Annotated in this window: 14 protein-coding genes and 1 pseudogene; 7 read left to right on the plus strand and 8 right to left on the minus strand. The window is 73.9% G+C overall.

Features of this window, described 5'->3' with window-relative positions:
* Nucleotides 1-6 precede the first annotated feature (6 nt).
* From AB0O00_RS13435 to AB0O00_RS13445, 3 genes are all read right to left on the minus strand, one after another.
* Nucleotides 7-804: an ABC transporter ATP-binding protein gene (locus AB0O00_RS13435; RefSeq protein WP_363651238.1), complete on the minus strand. Its 798-nt coding sequence runs from the start codon at nucleotides 802-804 to the stop codon at nucleotides 7-9.
* Entirely contained in the window at nucleotides 801-1,835 is a 1,035-nt protein-coding gene (locus AB0O00_RS13440; RefSeq protein WP_363651258.1) for an iron ABC transporter permease, read from the minus strand. Before AB0O00_RS13440 ends, AB0O00_RS13435 begins: the two co-directional genes overlap by 4 nt.
* 150 nt (nucleotides 1,836-1,985) lie before the next feature.
* Nucleotides 1,986-3,089, minus strand: a complete 1,104-nt coding sequence (locus AB0O00_RS13445; protein WP_363651240.1) for an ABC transporter substrate-binding protein — start codon at nucleotides 3,087-3,089, stop codon at nucleotides 1,986-1,988.
* 180 nt (nucleotides 3,090-3,269) lie between these two features.
* Between AB0O00_RS13445 and AB0O00_RS13450 the strand changes: the two genes are divergently transcribed.
* Nucleotides 3,270-4,091, plus strand: coding sequence for a helical backbone metal receptor (locus tag AB0O00_RS13450; RefSeq protein ID WP_363651242.1), 822 nt, complete (start codon nucleotides 3,270-3,272; stop codon nucleotides 4,089-4,091).
* 51 nt (nucleotides 4,092-4,142) lie between these two features.
* The gene (locus tag AB0O00_RS13455) at nucleotides 4,143-5,186 is read left to right on the plus strand and encodes a lytic transglycosylase domain-containing protein (protein WP_363651244.1); all 1,044 of its coding nucleotides are present in this window, start codon (nucleotides 4,143-4,145) and stop codon (nucleotides 5,184-5,186) included.
* Between the two features lie 72 nt (nucleotides 5,187-5,258).
* On the opposite strand, the gene AB0O00_RS13460 is transcribed toward AB0O00_RS13455, so the two are convergent.
* From AB0O00_RS13460 to AB0O00_RS13470, 3 genes are all read right to left on the minus strand, one after another.
* A complete protein-coding gene (locus AB0O00_RS13460) occupies nucleotides 5,259-7,385 on the minus strand; it encodes a hypothetical protein (protein WP_363651246.1) in 2,127 nt (708 codons plus the stop codon).
* Nucleotides 7,386-7,589: 204 nt separating this feature from the next.
* Complete coding sequence (locus AB0O00_RS13465; protein ID WP_363651260.1) at nucleotides 7,590-9,143, minus strand: lipase maturation factor family protein; 1,554 nt, start codon at nucleotides 9,141-9,143, stop codon at nucleotides 7,590-7,592.
* Between the two features lie 443 nt (nucleotides 9,144-9,586).
* Nucleotides 9,587-10,654 (minus strand): GAF domain-containing protein, encoded by a 1,068-nt coding sequence (locus AB0O00_RS13470; RefSeq protein WP_363651248.1) that lies wholly within the window; start codon nucleotides 10,652-10,654, stop codon nucleotides 9,587-9,589.
* A gap of 429 nt (nucleotides 10,655-11,083) precedes the next feature.
* Here AB0O00_RS13470 and AB0O00_RS13475 point away from each other — a divergent pair, with 429 nt between their 5' ends.
* From AB0O00_RS13475 to AB0O00_RS13495, 5 genes are all read left to right on the plus strand, one after another.
* The gene (locus AB0O00_RS13475) at nucleotides 11,084-12,355 is read left to right on the plus strand and encodes an acyl-CoA dehydrogenase family protein (protein WP_363651262.1); all 1,272 of its coding nucleotides are present in this window, start codon (nucleotides 11,084-11,086) and stop codon (nucleotides 12,353-12,355) included.
* A 493-nt stretch (nucleotides 12,356-12,848) separates the two neighbouring features.
* Nucleotides 12,849-15,089 (plus strand): ATP-binding protein, encoded by a 2,241-nt coding sequence (locus AB0O00_RS13480; protein WP_363651250.1) that lies wholly within the window; start codon nucleotides 12,849-12,851, stop codon nucleotides 15,087-15,089.
* The gene (locus AB0O00_RS13485; RefSeq protein ID WP_363651251.1) at nucleotides 15,089-15,520 is read left to right on the plus strand and encodes a roadblock/LC7 domain-containing protein; all 432 of its coding nucleotides are present in this window, start codon (nucleotides 15,089-15,091) and stop codon (nucleotides 15,518-15,520) included. The genes AB0O00_RS13480 and AB0O00_RS13485 overlap by 1 nt, the downstream gene beginning before the upstream one ends.
* Nucleotides 15,517-15,897 (plus strand): DUF742 domain-containing protein, encoded by a 381-nt coding sequence (locus tag AB0O00_RS13490; RefSeq protein WP_363651253.1) that lies wholly within the window; start codon nucleotides 15,517-15,519, stop codon nucleotides 15,895-15,897. The genes AB0O00_RS13485 and AB0O00_RS13490 overlap by 4 nt, the downstream gene beginning before the upstream one ends.
* Nucleotides 15,898-15,981: 84 nt before the next feature.
* The gene (locus AB0O00_RS13495) at nucleotides 15,982-16,554 is read left to right on the plus strand and encodes an ATP/GTP-binding protein (protein ID WP_363651255.1); all 573 of its coding nucleotides are present in this window, start codon (nucleotides 15,982-15,984) and stop codon (nucleotides 16,552-16,554) included.
* Nucleotides 16,555-16,577: 23 nt separating this feature from the next.
* Here the strand turns inward: AB0O00_RS13495 and AB0O00_RS13500 are convergent, their stop codons facing one another.
* Nucleotides 16,578-17,033 (minus strand): MarR family transcriptional regulator, encoded by a 456-nt coding sequence (locus AB0O00_RS13500; RefSeq protein WP_363651257.1) that lies wholly within the window; start codon nucleotides 17,031-17,033, stop codon nucleotides 16,578-16,580.
* Between the two features lie 498 nt (nucleotides 17,034-17,531).
* A pseudogene (locus AB0O00_RS13505) lies at nucleotides 17,532-18,395 on the minus strand (hypothetical protein); the annotation flags it as partial.

An 18,395-nucleotide genomic window follows, 5' to 3' on the forward strand; every position in this document is an offset into this window, starting at 1 on the left:
GGTCGCTCAAGAAGCCGGCGAAGGGACCGAGGATACGGGTGTGCGGTGGTCGAAGGCGATCAACGGGTCGCCGGTGAGCGGGTGTTCGACCACCGCCGCCCGCACGCCGAAGACCTCGGCGAGCAGCTCGGCGGTGAGCACGTCGCGCGGCTCCCCGGAGGCCACGAGGGCGCCGCGGTGCAGGACGTGCAGGCGGTCGCAGACGGAGGCGGCGGCGTTGAGGTCGTGCAGCGCGACCAGGGTGGTGCGGCGCTGTTCCCGCAGCAGGGCGAGGAGTTCGACCTGGTGGCGGACGTCCAGGTGGTTGGTCGGCTCGTCCAGCACGAGGACGTCCGGCTGCTGGGCGAGCGCCCTGGCGAGCAGCACCCGCTGGCGTTCGCCGCCGGACAGTTGGGCGAACCGGCGGCCCGCGGCGTCCGCCATGCCGACGCGCACGAGGGCGTCGGCGACGATGCGGTGGTCCTCGGCGTCGTCGGCGGCGAAGGCGCGCTTGTAGGGGGTGCGTCCCATGGCGACGACCTCGCGGACGGTCAACTCGAAGTCGCCGCCGCGTTCTTGCGGAAGGGCCGCGATGTGCCGGGCGGACTCGGCCGGCGCGATCTTCTCCAACTCCCGTCCGGCCAGCAGGATCCGCCCCGCGCTCGGCCGCAGGTGCCGGTAGACGGTGCGCAGCAGGCTGGACTTGCCGCTGCCGTTGGGTCCGACCAGTCCGGCGATCTCGCCCTCCCGGGCGACGAGGTGGACGCCGGCCACCACGGTGCGTCCGGCCAGGGCGACGCTCAGGTCCTCGACGGCGATCCTCAATTGCGCTCCAGTCGTCGGTCCAGCAGGTAGAGCAGGGTGGGGGCGCCGAGGACGGCGGTGACGACGCCGATGGGCAGTTCCTGGCCGTCCAGGGCGGTGCGGGCGAGGGTGTCGACGACGACGAGCAGCAGGGCGCCGGTGAGGGCGGACAGCGGCAGCAGGCGCCGGTGGTCGCCGCCGGCGAGCAGCCGGCACACGTGCGGCACCATGAGCCCGACGAAGCCGATCGCGCCGGAGACGGCGACCAGCACGCCGGTGAGGACGCTGGTGACGACGAAGATCTCTCGGCGCAGCCGGGTGACGTCGACGCCGAGTCCGGCGGCGGTCTCGTCGCCCATGAGCATCGCGTTGAGTGCGCGGGCGCGGGCCTGGAGCAGGGCGAGGCCGAGGGCCACGGCGGCGGCGGGGATGGCGAGTTGGGCCCAGACGGCGCCGCCGAGGCTGCCCATGAGCCAGAACAGGACGCCTCTGGTCTGCTGTTCGTCGCTGGTCTGGAGGACGAGGTAGCTGGTGATGCCGCCGAGGAACTGGGCGATGCCGATGCCGGCGAGGACCAGGCGCAGCGGGGAGAAGCCGCCGCCGCGCCGGGCGAGGAGCCAGACGAGGGAGAACGCCGCGAGGGCTCCGGCGAAGGCGGCGAGGGAGACGGTGAGTCCGAGGGCGCTGCCGAAGGAGAGTTGGAGGCCGAGGGCGGTGCCGAGGACGATGGTGGCGACGGCGCCGAGGGAGGCGCCGGAGGAGATGCCGAGGAGGTAGGGGTCGGCGAGGGGGTTGCGGACGAGGGCCTGGACGGCGGTGCCGACGAGGCCGAGTCCGGCGCCGACGACGGCGGCCAGCAGGGCGCGGGGGACGCGCAGTTGCCAGACGATGAGGTCGCGGGTGCCGGGCTCGGGGGCGCGTCCGGTGAGGTGGCGGGCGATGACGGACCAGACCTCGCCGGGCGGGACGTCGACGGCGCCGAGGGAGACGGCGGCGGTGAGGGCGAGGAGGAGGGCGGCGCCGAGGGCGGCGGCCAGCGGCCCGGCCCGCAGGGTGCGGGCCGGGCGGTCGGCGGCGGTGGCGTCGGTGGCCGCGGCGGCGGTCCCGGCGGTCCCGCCGCTCCCAGCGGTCCCGGCGGTCTCAGTGGCCCCGGCGCCGGCGGTGGTGCCGGACTCCCCGTCGGTGACGGACGAAGTCACGTTCTACCGGCCGTTCTTGACGAGGTCGGGGTGGACGGTCGCGGCGATCTGCCGGACGGCGTCGGCGTTGCGCACGCCCGCGATGGTGGTCACCTCGGAGCCGAGCCGTACGAAGTGCCCTTCCTGGACGGCCTTGAGGCCCTGGGTGGCGGGGAAGCTCCTCAGGAACGCCTCGGCGTCGTCGTAGGCCTTGCGGGTGGCCTCCTCGCTGCCCCGGTTGCGGACGGACAGCTGGATCCAGTCCGGGTTCTTGGCGACCACGTCCTCCCAGGAGCCGGGCTTGAAGTCGGCGTCGCAGTCGGCGAAGACGTTGCGGGCGCCGGCGAGGGTGATCACGGCGTTGGCGACCTGGCGGCCGCAGACGGCGGTGGGCTGCTTGGTGCCGGCGTCGAAGTCGAAGACGAAGTAGCTCGGCCGCTTGTCGTCCGGCACGCCGGCGAGGGCGGTCCGGACGTCGCCTATCTGCTTCTCCATGCCGGTGACGAGTTCCTCGGCGCGGGCGGAAGTGCCGGTGACGGCGCCCAGCCGGCGGATGTCGTCCTCGATCTGGGCGAGGTCGGTGCGCGGCGCCTTGGCGGCCTTCGGGGTGCCGGCGCACGCGGTGGACAGGAGGTAGACGTGCTGGATGCCGGCCGCGGCGAACTCCTCCGCGCTGGGACCGGTGGCGCCGCCGCCCATCATCGGCATGGCGCCGAAGGTGTCCACGTAGAGGTCGGCGCCGGAGCCGAGAAGCTTCTCCTTGGGGATGCTCCGGTCGCCAAGGACGGGCACCTTGGCGCCCTGCTCGGCGAGGTCCGCCGGGAAGCTGCCCTTGCCGGGCGGGAAGCCGGTGCCGATCAGCCGGTCGCCGGCGCCGAGCCGGAGCAGCATCTCCAGGCTCGCGGCGTTACTGGTGACGATCTTCGACGGGGCCTTGGCGATCGTGGTCTCCTGGCCCGCGCAGTCGGCGACCTTGACGGGGAAGGAGCCCGCGGGCTCGGCCTTGATAGTCGCCTTCGCGTCCGCACCACCGCCCCCTCCCCCGCTGCTTCCGCAGGCCGTGGCCGTGGCGAACAGGGCGACGACGGCCGTGGCGGACGCGATGGCGTGGACAACGCGAGGGCGCATGGGAACTCTCCTGGTGGGTGCTCGTACTGGGGCCCGTCCTGCGGACCCGGACCAGGTAGTCGGGCGGTACGCGCGACGGGTTCCCACGGATCTCGCGGAGTTCGCGGAGTTCGCGGAGCTCGCGGATCCCGGGGCGCTCGGCCGACGGGGCGCTCGGCCGACGGGGCGTAGGCTGGCCCGATGGCCGAACCCACCGTCCTGCGGGACGATCTCGACCTGCCCGTCCGGCTCGGCCCGGGCCCGGTGCGGCGGGTCGTCTCGCTGGTGCCGTCGCTGACCGAGTCGCTCGCCGCCACGGCCCCCGAGCTGCCGGCCGGCGCCACCGACTGGTGCACCCACCCCGCCGGACTGGCCGTCCCCCGGATCGGCGGCACCAAGAACCCGGACGTCCGGCGGATCCTCGCCCTCGCCCCGGACCTCGTCCTCGCCAACGACGAGGAGAACCGGCGCCCGGACCTCGACGCCCTGCGGGCGGCGGGCGTGCCGGTGTGGGTCACCGACATCCGCACCGTCGACGGCGCATTCCGCTCCCTGGACCGGCTGCTGACCCTCGCGTGCGGCCTGCCGCGGCCGGAGTGGCTGGACGAGGCGCAGGCGGCGTGGCGCGAGGTGGACGGTCGGCGGTGCACCCGGGAAACGGACGGCCCGCGCGCGATCGTGCCGATCTGGCGCCGCCCGTGGATGGTCCTCGGCCGCGACACCTTCGCCGGGGACGTGCTGCGGCGCCTCGGCGTGCGGCTCGTCCACGCCGGCCACGCCGAGCGCTACCCGGCCGTCCCGCTGCCCGAACTGATCGCCTGCGAACCCGACTTGGTGGTCCTGCCGGATGAGCCGTACCGGTTCACCGCCGAGGACGGCCCCGAGGCGTTCCCCGGCGTACCGTCGGCGCTGGTCAGCGGACGCCACCTGACCTGGTACGGGCCCTCGCTCGCCGAGGCCCCGGCGGTGCTCGGCGCGGCCTTGGGCCACCCGTTCGTACAAGGCGGGACCACGCCCCCGTAGGATGACCGCCACTCGCCGGGACGACCGGCGATCAAGTGGGGGGAACCACACATGGCAGTGAGCACATCCCGGCGCGCGCTGGTGATGGTGTCGGCCGCGGCCGTCTCGACGGCCGTCCTGGCCGGCTGCGGGACCGAGTCCGCGACGAACGGCGCCCACGCGGCGCCGAGCACGACGGCCCTGACCGCGAGCGCCTCGCCCAGTGACACGGCCGGCGCGAGCGCGTCCGCGAGCCCGTCCGCGAGCGCGACGCCGTCGCCCGCCGCGAGCACCACCGGCAGCCCGAGCGCGAGCGCGTCGGCGAGCAGGTCGGCCAAGGCGAGTCCGAGCCCGAGTCCGACGGTGAGCAGCGCCAAGCCCGGCACGGCGAAGCCGTCCACCGGCAGCGCGGAGAAGGCGCCCGCCCCGGCCGCGGCCGCACCCGTCACCGCCGCACCCGTGCCGACCGCCAAGCCCGGCCCGGTCGCGCCCCCGCCGCCACCCGCGCCCGAAGGCCCGCACACCCCGCCGCTGCAGAGCAGCTGCAAGCCGAGCAAGCCCCAGCCGGACGAGCCCAAGGACGCCGTCGGCACGGCGCTCACCGCCGCGGCGGGCCAGGCACGCACGCTCACCCTCAGCAGCGGGGGCACCGACAAGCTCCCGCCGCTGCCCGTCAACCTGGTCAAGGCCATCGCCTGGCAGGAGAGCGGCTGGCAGTCCGGCATCCTCGCGTGCGACGGCGGGATCGGCACCATGCAGGTCATGCCGAACACCGTCAGCTGGATGAACACCAAGTTCGGCACCACCTCCGACCCGAAGACGCTCGCCGGCAACGTCCAGCTCGGCAGTCAGCTCCTCGACTGGCTGGTCGCGTACTTCGGCGACTCCGGCTTCGGCGGCACGTACGACCTCTCCCCCGACCCCGCCACCGGGAAGACCCCGCTGCTCGACCTCGTCATCTCCGCGTACAACGCGGGCGCGGGCAACGTCCACTACAACACCGCCACCGACCCGGCCACCGGCGAGACCGTCGGCAGCCTCGTCATCCCGAACCCGGGCTACGTCGCCAACGTGAAGGCGCTCATGGCCGGTCAGCCCTGGAACAAGGCCGGCTGAGGCGGGCGGACGGCCGAGGGGCCCGGAACGCACGTCGGCGTTCCGGGCCCCTCGGGCGTCGCGGTGGGTCCGTCAGGCGCGGGCGGCGGTGACGGCGGCGCCCAGCGCCTCCTTGATGCGCGGACCGAGACGGGCGAAGCCCAGCTCCTTCATCGCCGCGCGCAGCAGCTCCTCCTCGCTGCGCTCGACCCCGTCGCCGTCCACCCAGCGGACGACCTCCAGCAGTTCGTCGGCCGAATAGGCGGTCACGGGCCGCCCGGGCGTGAAGTCCGGCTTCGCCGGGCGACCGGCGGGCGCCGCCGGCTCGGCGGGCTGCTCGGCCTCCACCGCTTCTGCCTCGGCGACGGTCTCGGCCTCGGCCGGGGCCGGAGCCTCGGCGACGGGCTCGGCCTCGGGCTCCGGCTCGGCGGCGACCTCGGGCTCGTCCGTCACCTCGGCCTCGACGGCCACCAGCGCCTCGGGGACATCGGAGGCCTCGGAGGTCTCGGAGGCCTCCTGGGTCGTCTCGGCGGGAGCCTCCGCCGAAGCCTCGGCAGGGGCTTCGACCTCGGCGAGCGGCTCGACGACGGCCTCGGGCTCGATGGTCTCGGGCTCAACGGCCTCGGGCTCGACGGCGACGATCGCGTCCGGCTCCACCGCCTCTGCCTCGGCGACGGGCTCCGCCTCGGGCACGGCCTCGGGCTCGACGAGCTCCTCGACGACGGCCTCAACTGCCGTCTCCGCAATGACCTCGACCGGCTCGGCGGTCACCTCGGCCTCGACAGCCTCCGGCTCCTCGACCTCGGCCTCAGCCTCAGCCTCGACCGGCATCTCGACGGCCTCAACCGGCGCCTCGACTACAGCCTCGGCGATCTCCTCGGTCGCAGTCTCGGGCTCGACGACCTCGACCTCAGCCTCGACGACCTCCACCGGCTCGGCGGTCACCTCGACCTCAACGGCCTCCGGCTCCTCCACTTCAGCCTCAGCCTCGGCCGCGGCCTCAACTGCCGTCTCCTCGACGGCCTCGACCGGCGCGTCCTCCGTCTCGACGAGCGCCGCAGCGGCGGCGGCCACGAGGTCGTCGGCGGCCGGAGACGGGGCCGGGAGGGAGACGGCGGACGGCACGTCCTCGGTCTCGGTCACGGTCTCGGCTTCGGTGACGTCCTCAGCCTCAGCCTCAGCCTCGGCTTCGGCCTCAACCTCGACCTCAACCTCCGCCTCGGCAGCGGCCCCTTCGACCACGTCCTCCCCCGCCGGAGCCCCCGTCTCCGCCAGCCCGTCGCGCTGGCCGGCGGCCAGGGCCTGGCGGGCGGCGTAGGCGGCGTCGGCGGCGCGGCGGTCGGCCTTGGCGGCGGCGAGTTCGGCGAGCAGGTCGCCGAGTCCGGCCTCCTCCAGGGTGGCGCGCAGGCTGTGGATGGTGGGCAGGCGGTAGAGGGTGCCCTCGTCGGCGGCGAGGCGTTCGACGAGGTCGACGAGGTCGACGAAGGGCAGGCCGTCGAGGTCGTGGTCGGGCAGGACGCGGGCGAGTTCGCGCAGGCCGGCGTTGATCGCGTCGAAGGCCTGGGCGGTGCGCTCGACCAGGAGGCCGTCGCCGGGGGCGGTCGGCAGGGTGCCGCTGGGGTCGAGGGCGGCCCAGGCGCGGCGCTCGATCTCGGCGGAGGCGAGCGCCTCGTGGAGGTCCTCGCGGCGGGTGCGGCGGTCGGTGGCGAGGGCGGTGGCCTGCTTGCGCAGGGCGCGGGCGCGCAGCCACGAGAGCTTGATGCCGCGCTCGCGGCGCCAGGCGCTGTCGGCGGTGGCGGCGGCGAGGGCGTCGAGGTCGGCGTCGTACGCGGCGGCCGTCAGGGTGGCGGAGGTGCGGTGGACGCGCTGGAGGAGTTCGACGAGGAGCACGGTCTTGGCGACGGTGCCGGGCTCGTCGAGCTTGGCGTCGGCGGCGATGGCGGTGACGGCCTCCCAGGTCTGGGTGAGGTCGTGGCCGCGCAGTTCGGCGAGGGCGCTGCTGGCGGCGCGGGCGTCCTCGGGGGTGGCGACGGTGCCGAGCGCCGCGTACCAGGCGTGGGTGTCGGTGGTGAGGGTGAAGGCGCCGAGGTCGGCGTAGCGGCCGAGGTCCTCGCGGAGGTCGCTCTCCGCGGCGGCGTCCTGGGGGTCCTTGACGTCTGCGGCGTCGGCGACGTCCGCCGGGTCGGCTGCGTCGGCGTTGCGCGAGTGAAGCACTGTCATGTGAGGTCCGGTTCTGGGCGACGGCGGCGGGGCTGGCGGCGAGGGGGCGGCGGACCGTTTGCGCGGGGTGCCCCGGGGCCGGGGCGGGGGGCGCGCGGTCGGGCCGCCGGTTGTGGACGCCCAGAATACGGGTGCCCGTTCGAGCGTTGCACGCACCCACCGTCCGACGGGCCGGTGTCGCGTGCCATACCGCTCGCGTGGACGCTACTCGGGAGGGCCGGGCGGGTGGCCGTGGGCGGGGCCGGGCGGGTGGTGGGGTCGGCCGTCGGGGTGGCGCAGGCGGTCGAGGGGGACGGTGCGGGTGCGCCGGCCGGGGGGTGGGCGGTGGCCGGCGCGGGCGAGGGCGGCGAGGTCGACGGGTGCGAGGTACTCGGACAGCGGGGTGCGGTGCCACCACGCGCCGGTTCGCCGCAGTTCGCGCCAATCGGTGAACCGGTAGAGGTGGAGGGTCGCCCGGACGTGGGTCGGCGGGGTGTCGGGGAAGGGGTTGTGGCGCAGCAGGCGCAGGGTGGCGGGGTCGCCGGTGAGGAGGCGGGCGGCGAAGGGCAGGAACCAGGGGCGGGCGTAGCCGGGTGAGATGCCGGCGAACCACATGAGCCAGTCGAGCCGGAGGTGGTAGGGGGCGTACTGGCGGGGCAGGCGGCGGACGTCGCCGGGTTTGCCTTTGAAGCCGTACTCGTGCCAGACGGTGTGGGGGGTGAGGACGGGTTCGGCGGTGCCTTCGAGGACGACTTCCTGGCGGAGGCGGTTGATGCTGCCGAAGGCGCCGTAGGTGTTGACGAGGTGGAGCCGGTTGAAGGAGCGGTTCATGACCTGGCGGCGGGAGAGCAGGTTGCGTACGGGCCAGTAGCTGAGGACGGCGACGGCCGCGGTGAGCGCGAGGACGAGGGCTTCGTACCAGGCGGGGGTGTCCGGGTAGGTGCGGGCGTGGACGGGCAGGCCGATGCGGGCGGGGTCGACGGCGGCGAGGGCGAGGGCGATGGTGAGCCAGTTGAGCCAGGCGAAGTTGCCGGAGGCGACCAGCCACAGCTGGGTGGCGGTGATCAGGCAGGCGGCGTAGGTGGCGACCGGCTGCGGGAGGAAGAGGCAGAGCGGGACGACGAGTTGGACGGCGTGGTTGGCGGCGGCCTCGACGCGGTGGAGGGGGTCGGGCAGGTGGTGGAAGAACCAGCTGAGCGGCCCCGGCATGGGCTGGGTCTCGTGGTGGTAGCGCAGGCAGGTCAGGTCGCGCCAGCAGCTGTCGCCGCGGATCTTGATCAGTCCGGCGCCGAACTCGACGCGGAAGACCAGCCAGCGCATGAGCCACAGGACGGGTGCGGGCGGGGCGGCGTCGGCGTTGCCGAGGAAGGCGGCGAGGAAGCCGGCTTCGAGGAGGAGGGACTCCCAGCCGAAGGAGTACCAGGTCTGGCCGACGTTGACGATGGAGAGGTAGAGGACCCAGAGCGCGACCCACGGCAGCGGGGAGGCCCAGAGCGGGACGGCGTCGGCGAGTCCGGCGGCGAGGGCGGCGGCCACGGCGGCCCCGGTCCACGCCACGGCGGCGAAGTAACGGTCGCTGTAGTGGAGGTGGAACAGGCTGGGTGACCGGCGGAAGGGGACGCGGGCGGTGAAGCGCGGTACCGGGAGCATGCCGTCGCTGCCGATGAGGGCGCGGAACTGGGCGGCGGCGTTGAGGAAGCCGATCAGGTAGAGGCCGGCGAGCATCCGCTGGACGAGCAGCCGGCTCAGCCAGTAGTCGGGGGCGGCGAACCAGTCCATGCGGCCCATGCCTACCACCGCGGGCGGCCGGTCGGGCCCGAACGGGCGCGCGGGGGCGGGCGGTTCACCCGCTCGGTGGCGGGGGTGGCAAGGGGCCGCGGTGTCCGTGCCCGGGTCCGTGCCCGGACGGCAGTGTGGCGGGGAGCCTCTCCTCGGGGGTGAGAGGCGCCCCGCCACACTGGACGGTCCGGCCTTGCGTGACGCGTGGTGCGTCGTGGTGTCCGGTCGTACGTACGGTCGTACGTCGTGCTGTCCGGTCGTACGTACGGTCGTGCGTCGTGCTGTCCGGTCGTGCGATCGGTCGTCCGTCCAGCCGGACGTCCGGTGGTGCGTCCCGTCGTGCTCCCGTCGTACGCCCGGGCGTCCGTCCAGCCGGACGTCCGACCGCGCAGCCGGGTGCGGGCTGGTGCGGTGGGTGGTGCCGCGAACGGCCGCTCGGGCGCTCAGCCCGGCAGGACCATTCCGCTCTCCCCGGCGATGCCGGGGCGGGCGCCGGATCCGTTCTGCTGGAGCCGGTCGACCAGCAGGGCGGCCAGCGTGCCGAGTTCCTCCTCGGTGCGGGACTGCGCGGTGACGTCCATGCCGACGGTGAGGACACCGTTGACCTGGCCGGTGCGGGCGGTGCGCATCGGGGTGCAGGTGAAACTGAAGATCTGCTGTCCGCGCTGGCTGTCGGGCCGGCTTGACTGGATCCGGACGTCGCCCAGGACGGTGGTGCGCCCGGTGTGGTAGGCCTCGGCGACGGCCTGCTGGAGCCCGGCCGCGCCGAGCTGCGGGTAGGCGGCGCCGATCGCGCCGTACGCCACCGGGGCGCCGAAGGTCTCGGCGTGCTGGGCGTTGGCGTAGCGGATCTCCTGGCCGGGCCCGTCGGTGAGCATGATCGGGAACGGGGAGCCGTCGAAGGCGGCGAACATCTCCTGCTGCTGGGCGAGCAGGGTGTCGCGCAGCCGGATCTCGGAGAGGAGGGCCTCGGCGAGGTGCTGGATGTCGCGCAGCCGCTCGCGGCCCCACTGGCGGGGTTCGCGGTCGAGGACGCAGACGGTGCCGATGACGGTGTTGGTGTCGTCGACGAGCGGGGCGCCCAGGTAGGCCCGCACGCCGAGTTCGTCGACGACCGGGTTCCCGGCGAACCGGGGGTAGGCGAGGATGTCGTCGAGGGCGAGCGGGGAGCGCTGGGCGACGACGTGGGGGCAGAAGCCGTGGCTCAGCGGCATTTCGCGCGTCGGGAGGTCGAAGGCGATGCCCCGGTCGGCCCAGGAAGCGCCGTCGTCGGACGCCGTGTCGGAGGAGTTTGGCGGAATGTAGAGCCCGCGGAACATCTGGCGCTCGTCGTTGATGAAGTTGACCATCGCGATGGGAGCGCGGGTGATGCTGGCCGCCAGGTGGGCGAAGCGGTCGAAGGCTTCGTCCGCGGAAGGTTCGTTGAGACCGAGGGTGCGCAGTCTGCGGGTCCGCTCGGACTCGCCGGCGGCACCCGGGAACTGGCCTTGAGTGCTCATCACATCAGTCATGGCGCACATGTAATCAGACATCCGGGGGGTTCGGCGCCCCCGGGCGGGGTCGTTCTGTTTGCTGATGGACAGTCAAACCCGCATGTGAGCGGCCGCTCAGCAGGTCGCCGCGTGGACGAAGATCACTTCCCATCCGGCCGCGTGGCGAAACCAGGCGGATTTCGGACGATCTTTTTCGCGCCAATCCAAGATCGGCTCTGGGTGGCGTCGTTATGCCCATATGACAATGAGCCCTGCCGAAGACACGGACGGTAGCCCCAACCCCCGGGGAACCCGTTCGGAGTTCCGCATGCACCGGTTGCAAAGGGGCGATCACGGGCAACCGGCCGCCACCACACTCCCCACACCCCACCGCAGCGGCGGCCGGCGCGGCATCGACGGCACGGACGGAGGCACGACACCCCGAAACGAGAGGACCCCGGCATGACCATGGACTACTTCACCGACGAGCGCCACGAGAGTCTCCGCGCGGAGGTGCGCGAGTTCGCGGAGAAGGAGATACGTCCGCACGTGGCCAGAATGGAGGCCGACCGGCAGGTCGAGCTCGAACTGTCGCGCGAGATCGCCCGCCGGGGCTGGATCGGCGTGACCATCCCGCAGGTCTTCGGCGGGCTGGGGCTCGGACACCTCGCCAAGACCGTCATCGTCGAGGAACTGGCCCGGGTCAGCGGGGCGATGGGCGCCGTGGCCCAGGCCTCGCAGCTCGGCGTCGCCAAGGTCCTGCACTACGGCTCGGACGCCCAACGGCGCAAGTGGCTCCCGAAGTTCGCCTCCGGAGAGTCCCTGCCCACCATCGCCGTCACCGAGCCGGACTCCGGCGGGCACGTGCTCGGCATGACGGGCACCGCGCGCCGCGAGGGCGACGAGTACGTCCTCAACGGGCGCAAGTGGTTCGTGGGCAACTCCCACATCGGCGACGTGCACGGCGTGGTCCTGCGCACCGACCAGGGCAGCCGGGGACTGTCCGCGTTCCTCGTCGAGAGCGACCGCCCGGGCTTCCGTACCGGCGCCCTCGGCTCCCAGAGCGGACTGCACGGCTTCAGCTTCGGCGAGATCGTCTTCGAGGACTGCCGCGTCCCGGTCGGCAACCGCCTCGGACGCGAGGGCCAGGGCCTGGACATCGCCTACTCCTCCTCCACGCTCTACGGGCGGCTCAACCTCGCCGCCGTCGCCCTCGGCATCCACATCGCGATCGTCGAGGACACCGCGCGCTTCGCCGAGGAGCGGGTGCTGTACGGCAAGCCGCTCAACCAGCTGCCCAACATCGCGCTGAAGCTCGGCGAGATGCAGTCCCGGCTGATGACCGCCAAGCTCGCCGCCTACCACGCCTCCCACCTGCTCGACCGCGGCAAGGCCTGCGACGCCGAGCTGATGAACGCCAAGCTCATCAACACCGAGTACGCGCTCGACTCGGCGCGCAACGCCATGGAGATCCACGCCGCCCGCGGCCTGCACGCCGACTTCAACATCGAGCGCTACCAGCGGGACGCCACCCACGTCTACCCGCCGGCCGGCACCTCGGACATCCAGCGGCTGCGGCTCGGGCAGTTCGCCTCGGGCACCTACGGCAAGCAGTGGTCGGCGGAGCTGTCCGGGCCGGCCAGCTGGGCGTGGACCGAACTGGCCCAGCGGGAGGCGCAGCTGGAGGAGGAGGCCGAGCGCCGCGGCGGAGAGGTGATCACGATGCCCCTCGCGGGGTGAGGCGCGGGGACGCGCCGGCTCGCCGGCCTTGATCGGACCGACCACCCCTGTTCGCCGGTCCACTCGGCCCCGGCCGCCGATGTCTCTGTCGCCGACCCTTCAGCATACCGACGTTTGACCTGTTCCTGACGGCTCTCCGGGAGGCTCCCCAGGCCTCCCGGGGGAGCCGTCCCCTCGTCCGGGAAAGCCGTTCGACCTGCGACGATCCGTCAGCGCACGATGTGACGGCCGATGTTCGTCTCTGCCATCACCCGTTCACATATCGTCAGTTGATGTTGCAATGAGGGCACCCCGGACTGGTAGCGTTCCTGCCGTCGGCGGCCGTGCTGCACCCCGCCCGGACACTGACACCGCGTCACCGACACCGCGTCACCGATACTGCGTCACCGACACCGCGTCACCCCGTCCGGCACCCCCGTCCGTGGCGCCCTGAAGCCCCGGCCGGACCGCGCGCGGGTCACCACCGCCGTTCGGCCCAGCAACAAGGAATCAGATGCCAGGCATATCGGCCCCCCGCACGGGCCACCGCGCCGGCCGGTCCGGCTCCCTCCGCAGCTCGCTCCTCGCCCTCGTGCTGGTCCCCAGCCTGGGCCTCGCCGCCGCCTGGGGCTACGCCGCCTACCTGCTGCGCGACGCCGGACGCACCACCGCGCTCGCCGCCGGCACCGCCGCCGTCGCCGTGGTCCTGCTGGTCAGCCTGATCCGCGGCATCCGCGCGGCCCGCACGCTGTCGGCCCGCCTCGCCGGACTCCGCGCCGACACCCTCGCCCTCGCCCAGCAGGAACTGCCCGCCGTCGTCGGACGGCTGCGCTCCGGCGAGCCCGTGCCCGTGCCGCCCACCTGGTCCCCGTCCCGGCGCACCGGCGACGAGGCGCAGCAGATCGCCGACGGCCTCGCCGCCGTCCGCCAGGCCGCCGTCGCCGCCATCGTCCACCAGGCCCAGGGCCGCGAGGGCACGAAGAAGGTCTTCCTCAACATCGCCCGCCGCACCCAGATCCTGATCCACCGGCAGATCAGCATGCTGGACGCGCTGGAGCGCGAGCACGAGGAACCCGAGCTGCTGCGCGAGCTGTTCGCCGTCGACCACCTCGCCACCCGCATGCGGCGCAACGCCGAGAACCTCGTCATCCTCGGCGGCGCCCTGCCCGCCCGCCGCTGGCGCAACGCCGTTCCGGTCGTCAACGTGCTGCGCAGCGCCGTGTCCGAGACCGAGAACTACTCGCGCGTCGTCGTCCAGGGCGTGCCGCGCGCCTCGCTCAGCGGGCAGGCCGTCGCGGACGTCATCCACCTCGTCGCCGAACTGATCGAGAACGGCACCACCTTCTCCCCGCCGTACACCCAGGTGCAGGTCTCCGCTCAGGAGGTCCCCAAGGGGCTCGCGGTCGAGGTCGAGGACCGCGGCCTCGGCATGAGCGAGGAGGAGTACGAGCGGCTCAACGACTACCTCGCCAACCCGCCCGAGCTGGACGTCTCCGCCCTCGGCGACGACCTGCGGCTCGGCCTGTTCGTCGTCGCGCGCCTGGCCGCCCGGCACGAGATCCAGGTGACGCTGCGGCCCTCGCCCTACGGCGGCACCCGGGCCGTCGTGCTGGTGCCGGCCGTGCTGCTGGAGAAGGCCGAGCAGCCGGCCGCGGTGCCCGGGCTGCCCTCCGGCGCGCGCGTCACCCGCACGCCCGTGCCGGGGCCGCGTGCGGCGGCTGCGGCGGACGATCTCGGGGTGCTGGACGGCGAGTTGGTGGAGGAGCCGGCGGCGTCGGACGACGTCGCTGTTGCTCCTGTTCCTCCTGTTCCTCCGGCGCCTTCGATACCGCCCGTTGTTCCGGCTCCGCCTGCGATTCCGGCGTCTCCCGTGCCTCCGGTGCCTCCGGTCTCTGAGGTGCCTCCGGTGCCTCCGGTCTCTGAGGTGCCTCCGGTGTCTCCGGCCGACGGTGGCTCCGGCTCGGTCATCAGCGAGCTCCTCGCCCAGTTCCCCGTGGGCGAGGACACCGACGACGCGCAGGGCGGTCGGCCCGCCAACGGCGGTCTGGTGGTGGGCGCTTCGATCCCCGGCCTGCCCGGTGCCGTCGTGGTCCCCCGGCCGGTGTACCCGCGCCCGTACGACGACATGGCCGAGAACCTCGCCGAGAGCCTCGGCGGCGGTGACGGGGGCGACGCGGGTGTCACCGCCGACGTCGAGGTCGAGGCCGAGGCCGAGGCCGACCTCGGCACCGTCTCCCCCGACCGGACCGCGCCCACCCACGAGCGCGCGGCCGACACCCCGTTCACGCACGGCCCGGACGGCGAACTGCGCACCCCGCGCGTCCTACCGCAGCGGGTCCGCAACGCCAGCCTCGCCGAGCAGCTGCGGGAGGCCAACGCACCCGGCACCGCGGCGGGCCTCACCCGCCCCGCCGCCCCTGCCGGCCCCCGGTACGGCGGGAGTGACGGAAGCAGCGTCTACAGCGACGCGGGCTACGGCACTGCGGGGTACGGCACTGCGGGATACGGCGGCACCGGATACGGCGACGACGCCCGCGGTGAGGCCGGCGACCCGTCCCCCCAGCGTTCCCGAGCCACCATGGCCGCCATCCAGCGCGGCACCCGGACCGCACGCGCGGCCACCCCCGAACCGGACGCGCCCGGCGCGCCCGCCACGCCGGCAACGCCGGCCACACCCATCGCGCCGAACGCACCCACCACACCCTCCGCACCGGCCGCGCCTCCCGCCGCTAAGGAAGCCAAGGAACAGCAGTGATGACGCAGCACACCGACACCCAGCGCGACCTCAACTGGCTGCTGGACCAGCTGGTGGCGCGGGTACCCGAGACCCGGCACGCCATCGTCCTCTCCGAGGACGGCCTGCTGGTCGGCCTGTCCCAGGGCCTGGACCGGGCCGACGCCGAGCACCTGTCCGCCGTCGCCTCCGGCCTGCAGAGCCTCGCCCGCGGCGCCGGCCACCGGTTCAACGGCGGCCGGGTCCGGCAGACCGTGATCGAGATGGACCAGCTGTTCCTCTTCGTCACCACCGCGGGCCAGGGCGCCCGCCTCGCCGTGCTCACCAGCGAGCAGGTCGACGCCGGGCTGATGGCCTACGAGATCAACATGCTGGTCAAGCAGGTCGGCGAGTACCTCACCGCCGCGCCGCGCAGCGACGCCGGCCAGGTCGGCGTGGGTGGCGGTGCGTGACCGCCGACGCCGACGAGGCCTGGTTCTTCGACAAGGACGCAGGCCACCTGGTCCGTCCTTACGCGATCACCAACGGGCGCACCGGCCCGGTCCGTGACGGCTTCGCGCTGATCACCCTCGTGGTCACCGCCGACCCCCGCACCGACACCAGCCGGCTCACCCCCGAACCGGCCGCGATCATCGACCTGTGCCGCGAACGGCCGCTGGCGGTGGCCGAGATCGCCGCCACGCTCGACCTCCCGGTGAGCGTCGTCAAGGTGCTCCTCGACGACCTCGCCGAAGCCCGGATGATCCTCACCCGCGCCCCGGTCCAGCTCGCCGAGGCGCCGGACATCTCCCTGATCCAGGCCGTGATCGAGGGGGTCCGCCGGCTCTGAACCGGTGACTCTCGAACCGGTGACTCTAGAACCGGCGGCGGTCCCCGCACCCCGCACCTCCCACTCCCCTCCCAGGAGACCGAATTGACGACCCAGAGCCTCGTGCCGGGCGCGGTCAAGATCCTCGTCGCCGGCGGCTTCGGCGTCGGCAAGACCACCATGGTCGGCTCGGTCAGCGAGATCGAACCCCTCCAGACCGAGGAGCGGATGACCCGCGCCAGCATCGGGGTCGACAGCCTCGAAGGCGTCCAGGACAAGTCCACCACCACCGTGGCCATGGACTTCGGCCGCATCACCGTCCGCGACGACCTGGTGCTCTACCTCTTCGGCACGCCCGGACAGTTCCGCTTCTGGTTCATGTGGGACGACCTCGCTCTCGGCGCCCTCGGCGCGATCGTCCTCGCCGACACCCGGCGGCTCGAAACCAGCTTCGCCGCCGTCGACTTCTTCGAGCAGCGGGGCATCCCGTTCGCCATCGGCGTCAACTGCTTCCACGGCCGCCGCGACGCCACCCCCGAGGACGTCCGCCACGCCCTCGACCTCGGCCCCGAAGTACCCGTCGTCCTCTGCGACGTACGGGAACGGACCTCCAGCAAGGAACTCCTCCTCGCCCTGCTCGACCGCGTCCGCCGCGACGCCCTCACCGGCCGCCGCTGACGGGACCGGCTGGCCGGATTACGTCAGGCGGAGGCTGGGGACTCCAGAGCCGCAAGCGCACGAACCAGCGGAGCGAGCTCCGGGACCTCGGCTGCCTGGGCCAACGCCACCTGCAGGCCGGCGTCGTGCACCGGGCGGGCGGCGGTTAGCAGTTCCCGGCCCTCCGGCGTCAGCTCGGTGTAGATCCCGCGGCGATCGTCCGCGCACAGGTAGCGGCTGAGCAGCCCGCGGTCCTCCAGCCGCGACACCAGCCGGGTGGTCGCACTGCTGCTCAGCGCCGCCGCCCGGGCCAGCTGCTGCATCCGCATGTGCCAACCGTCCTGGCGTGACAGCGCGTCCAGCACCGTGTACTCCACCACCGAGAGCCGGTGCTCCCCCTGGAGCGCCTTCTCCAACGCCGCGTCGATCAACCCGTGCAACGCGGCGAGCGTACGCCAGCCACCGGCCCGGATCTCGGCGTCGTCGTCGCGGATCCCCATGGCTCGACTCCCTCTCGCGCGGCTCGGACTCTCGTTGGTCAAGTATGACAGTCCACGCGGATTACCTGTCTGTGCAATTACCAGGCCTGGCCCTGACGCCGCCGGGGGGTGTAGGAGGGGAACCCGGCGTGGATGGCTGAGGGCGGCGCAGGGAGGGAGAAGCGACGCGCGCGGTGGCGCGGACGCGGAGCGCGCGGGAACAGCAGCTCAGCGCGGGCCCCACCGGCCGCCCGCAGCGCCGCAGCGCGGGCAGGAACAAGCCACGCGCGCGGTGGCGCGGACGCGGAGCGCGCGGAAATGGCAGCCGAGCGCGGACCCCACCGGCCGCCCGCAGTGCGAGCGTGCGGGAGGGCAACGCGCGTGGCGGCAACCACCCGTCGCACGCGGGAACGGGAGCCCGGCCCCGGGCCCACCGGAGGGGTTGCCGCTATGGCCCTCGATGTGGCTGGGTGTCTCCCGGGGGCGTCGGCGTTGGCGGAGGTCGGGGTGGCGCCTTCGTCATGCGGGTGCCTCGGGTGGGGTCCAGGCGGCTTGGCAGAGGGCTGTGGCGAGGGCCTCCGTGTAGTGGGCGGCGGCCAGCCAAGTGGTGGTGAACGTGCGGTGGTCGTCGGGGATCACTCGGCCGAACACGTCGCGGCGGTGGTCGGTCGCGGCTGTGCGGAGGGCGTCGAGGAGGTCGGCGGCGGTGGCAAGGCCGGCCTCGCGCAGCCGGGCGCCGTCGGTCGCGGTCGTGGTCGGGCTTGGGGCCAGGACGTTCCGGCCGGAGGTGACGGCCTGCTCGATCCGGCGGGTGAGCAGGTGCGCGGGCGGGTCGACGGGGGCGTCGGACGGGTCGTCGGGGCTGTCCGGGACGGCGCTGGTCGCGGGGACGTCGGCGGCCTGGAGGCGTTCGAGGCCCAGGTTGACGCGGCCGGCCCGGTCGGCGGGGAGGGCGAGCGTCGGGGCGCCGGCGCCGACCTCGGCCTCGGGTGTGCCGATCGCGAGCAGGCGCAGTTCGGGGCGGGCCGCGCGCTCCAGGCGGCCGATCACCCGCAGTCGCAGGCCCGGTGCGGCGGCGAGCAGGGCCAGGTTCCCACGGTGCGCGAGCCCCGGATGGTCGTGGGCGGCGCGCAGGGCGACCACCGGGCCGTCCTCTCCGCAGCGGGCCAGGAGGCGCGGTGCTGCCCCGGGGGCGTCCGCCGTGGGGCCGGCGCTCGTCGGGCCCAGCAGGGTGACGTCCAGGAAGAGGAGGTCGCTCCCGGCCGGGCGCGTCTCGTAGGGGACGGCCTGCGCCGCGAGGGCGCGCCGCACTTGCGCGGCCACCGGTTCGGCCCAGAGGGCGGCGGCGGGCTCCGCCGTCCACGCCGTGCCCGTGGCACGGAC

This window comes from Kitasatospora sp. NPDC093558 (assembly GCF_040683475.1).
Taxonomy (GTDB): Bacteria; Actinomycetota; Actinomycetes; order Streptomycetales; family Streptomycetaceae; genus Kitasatospora.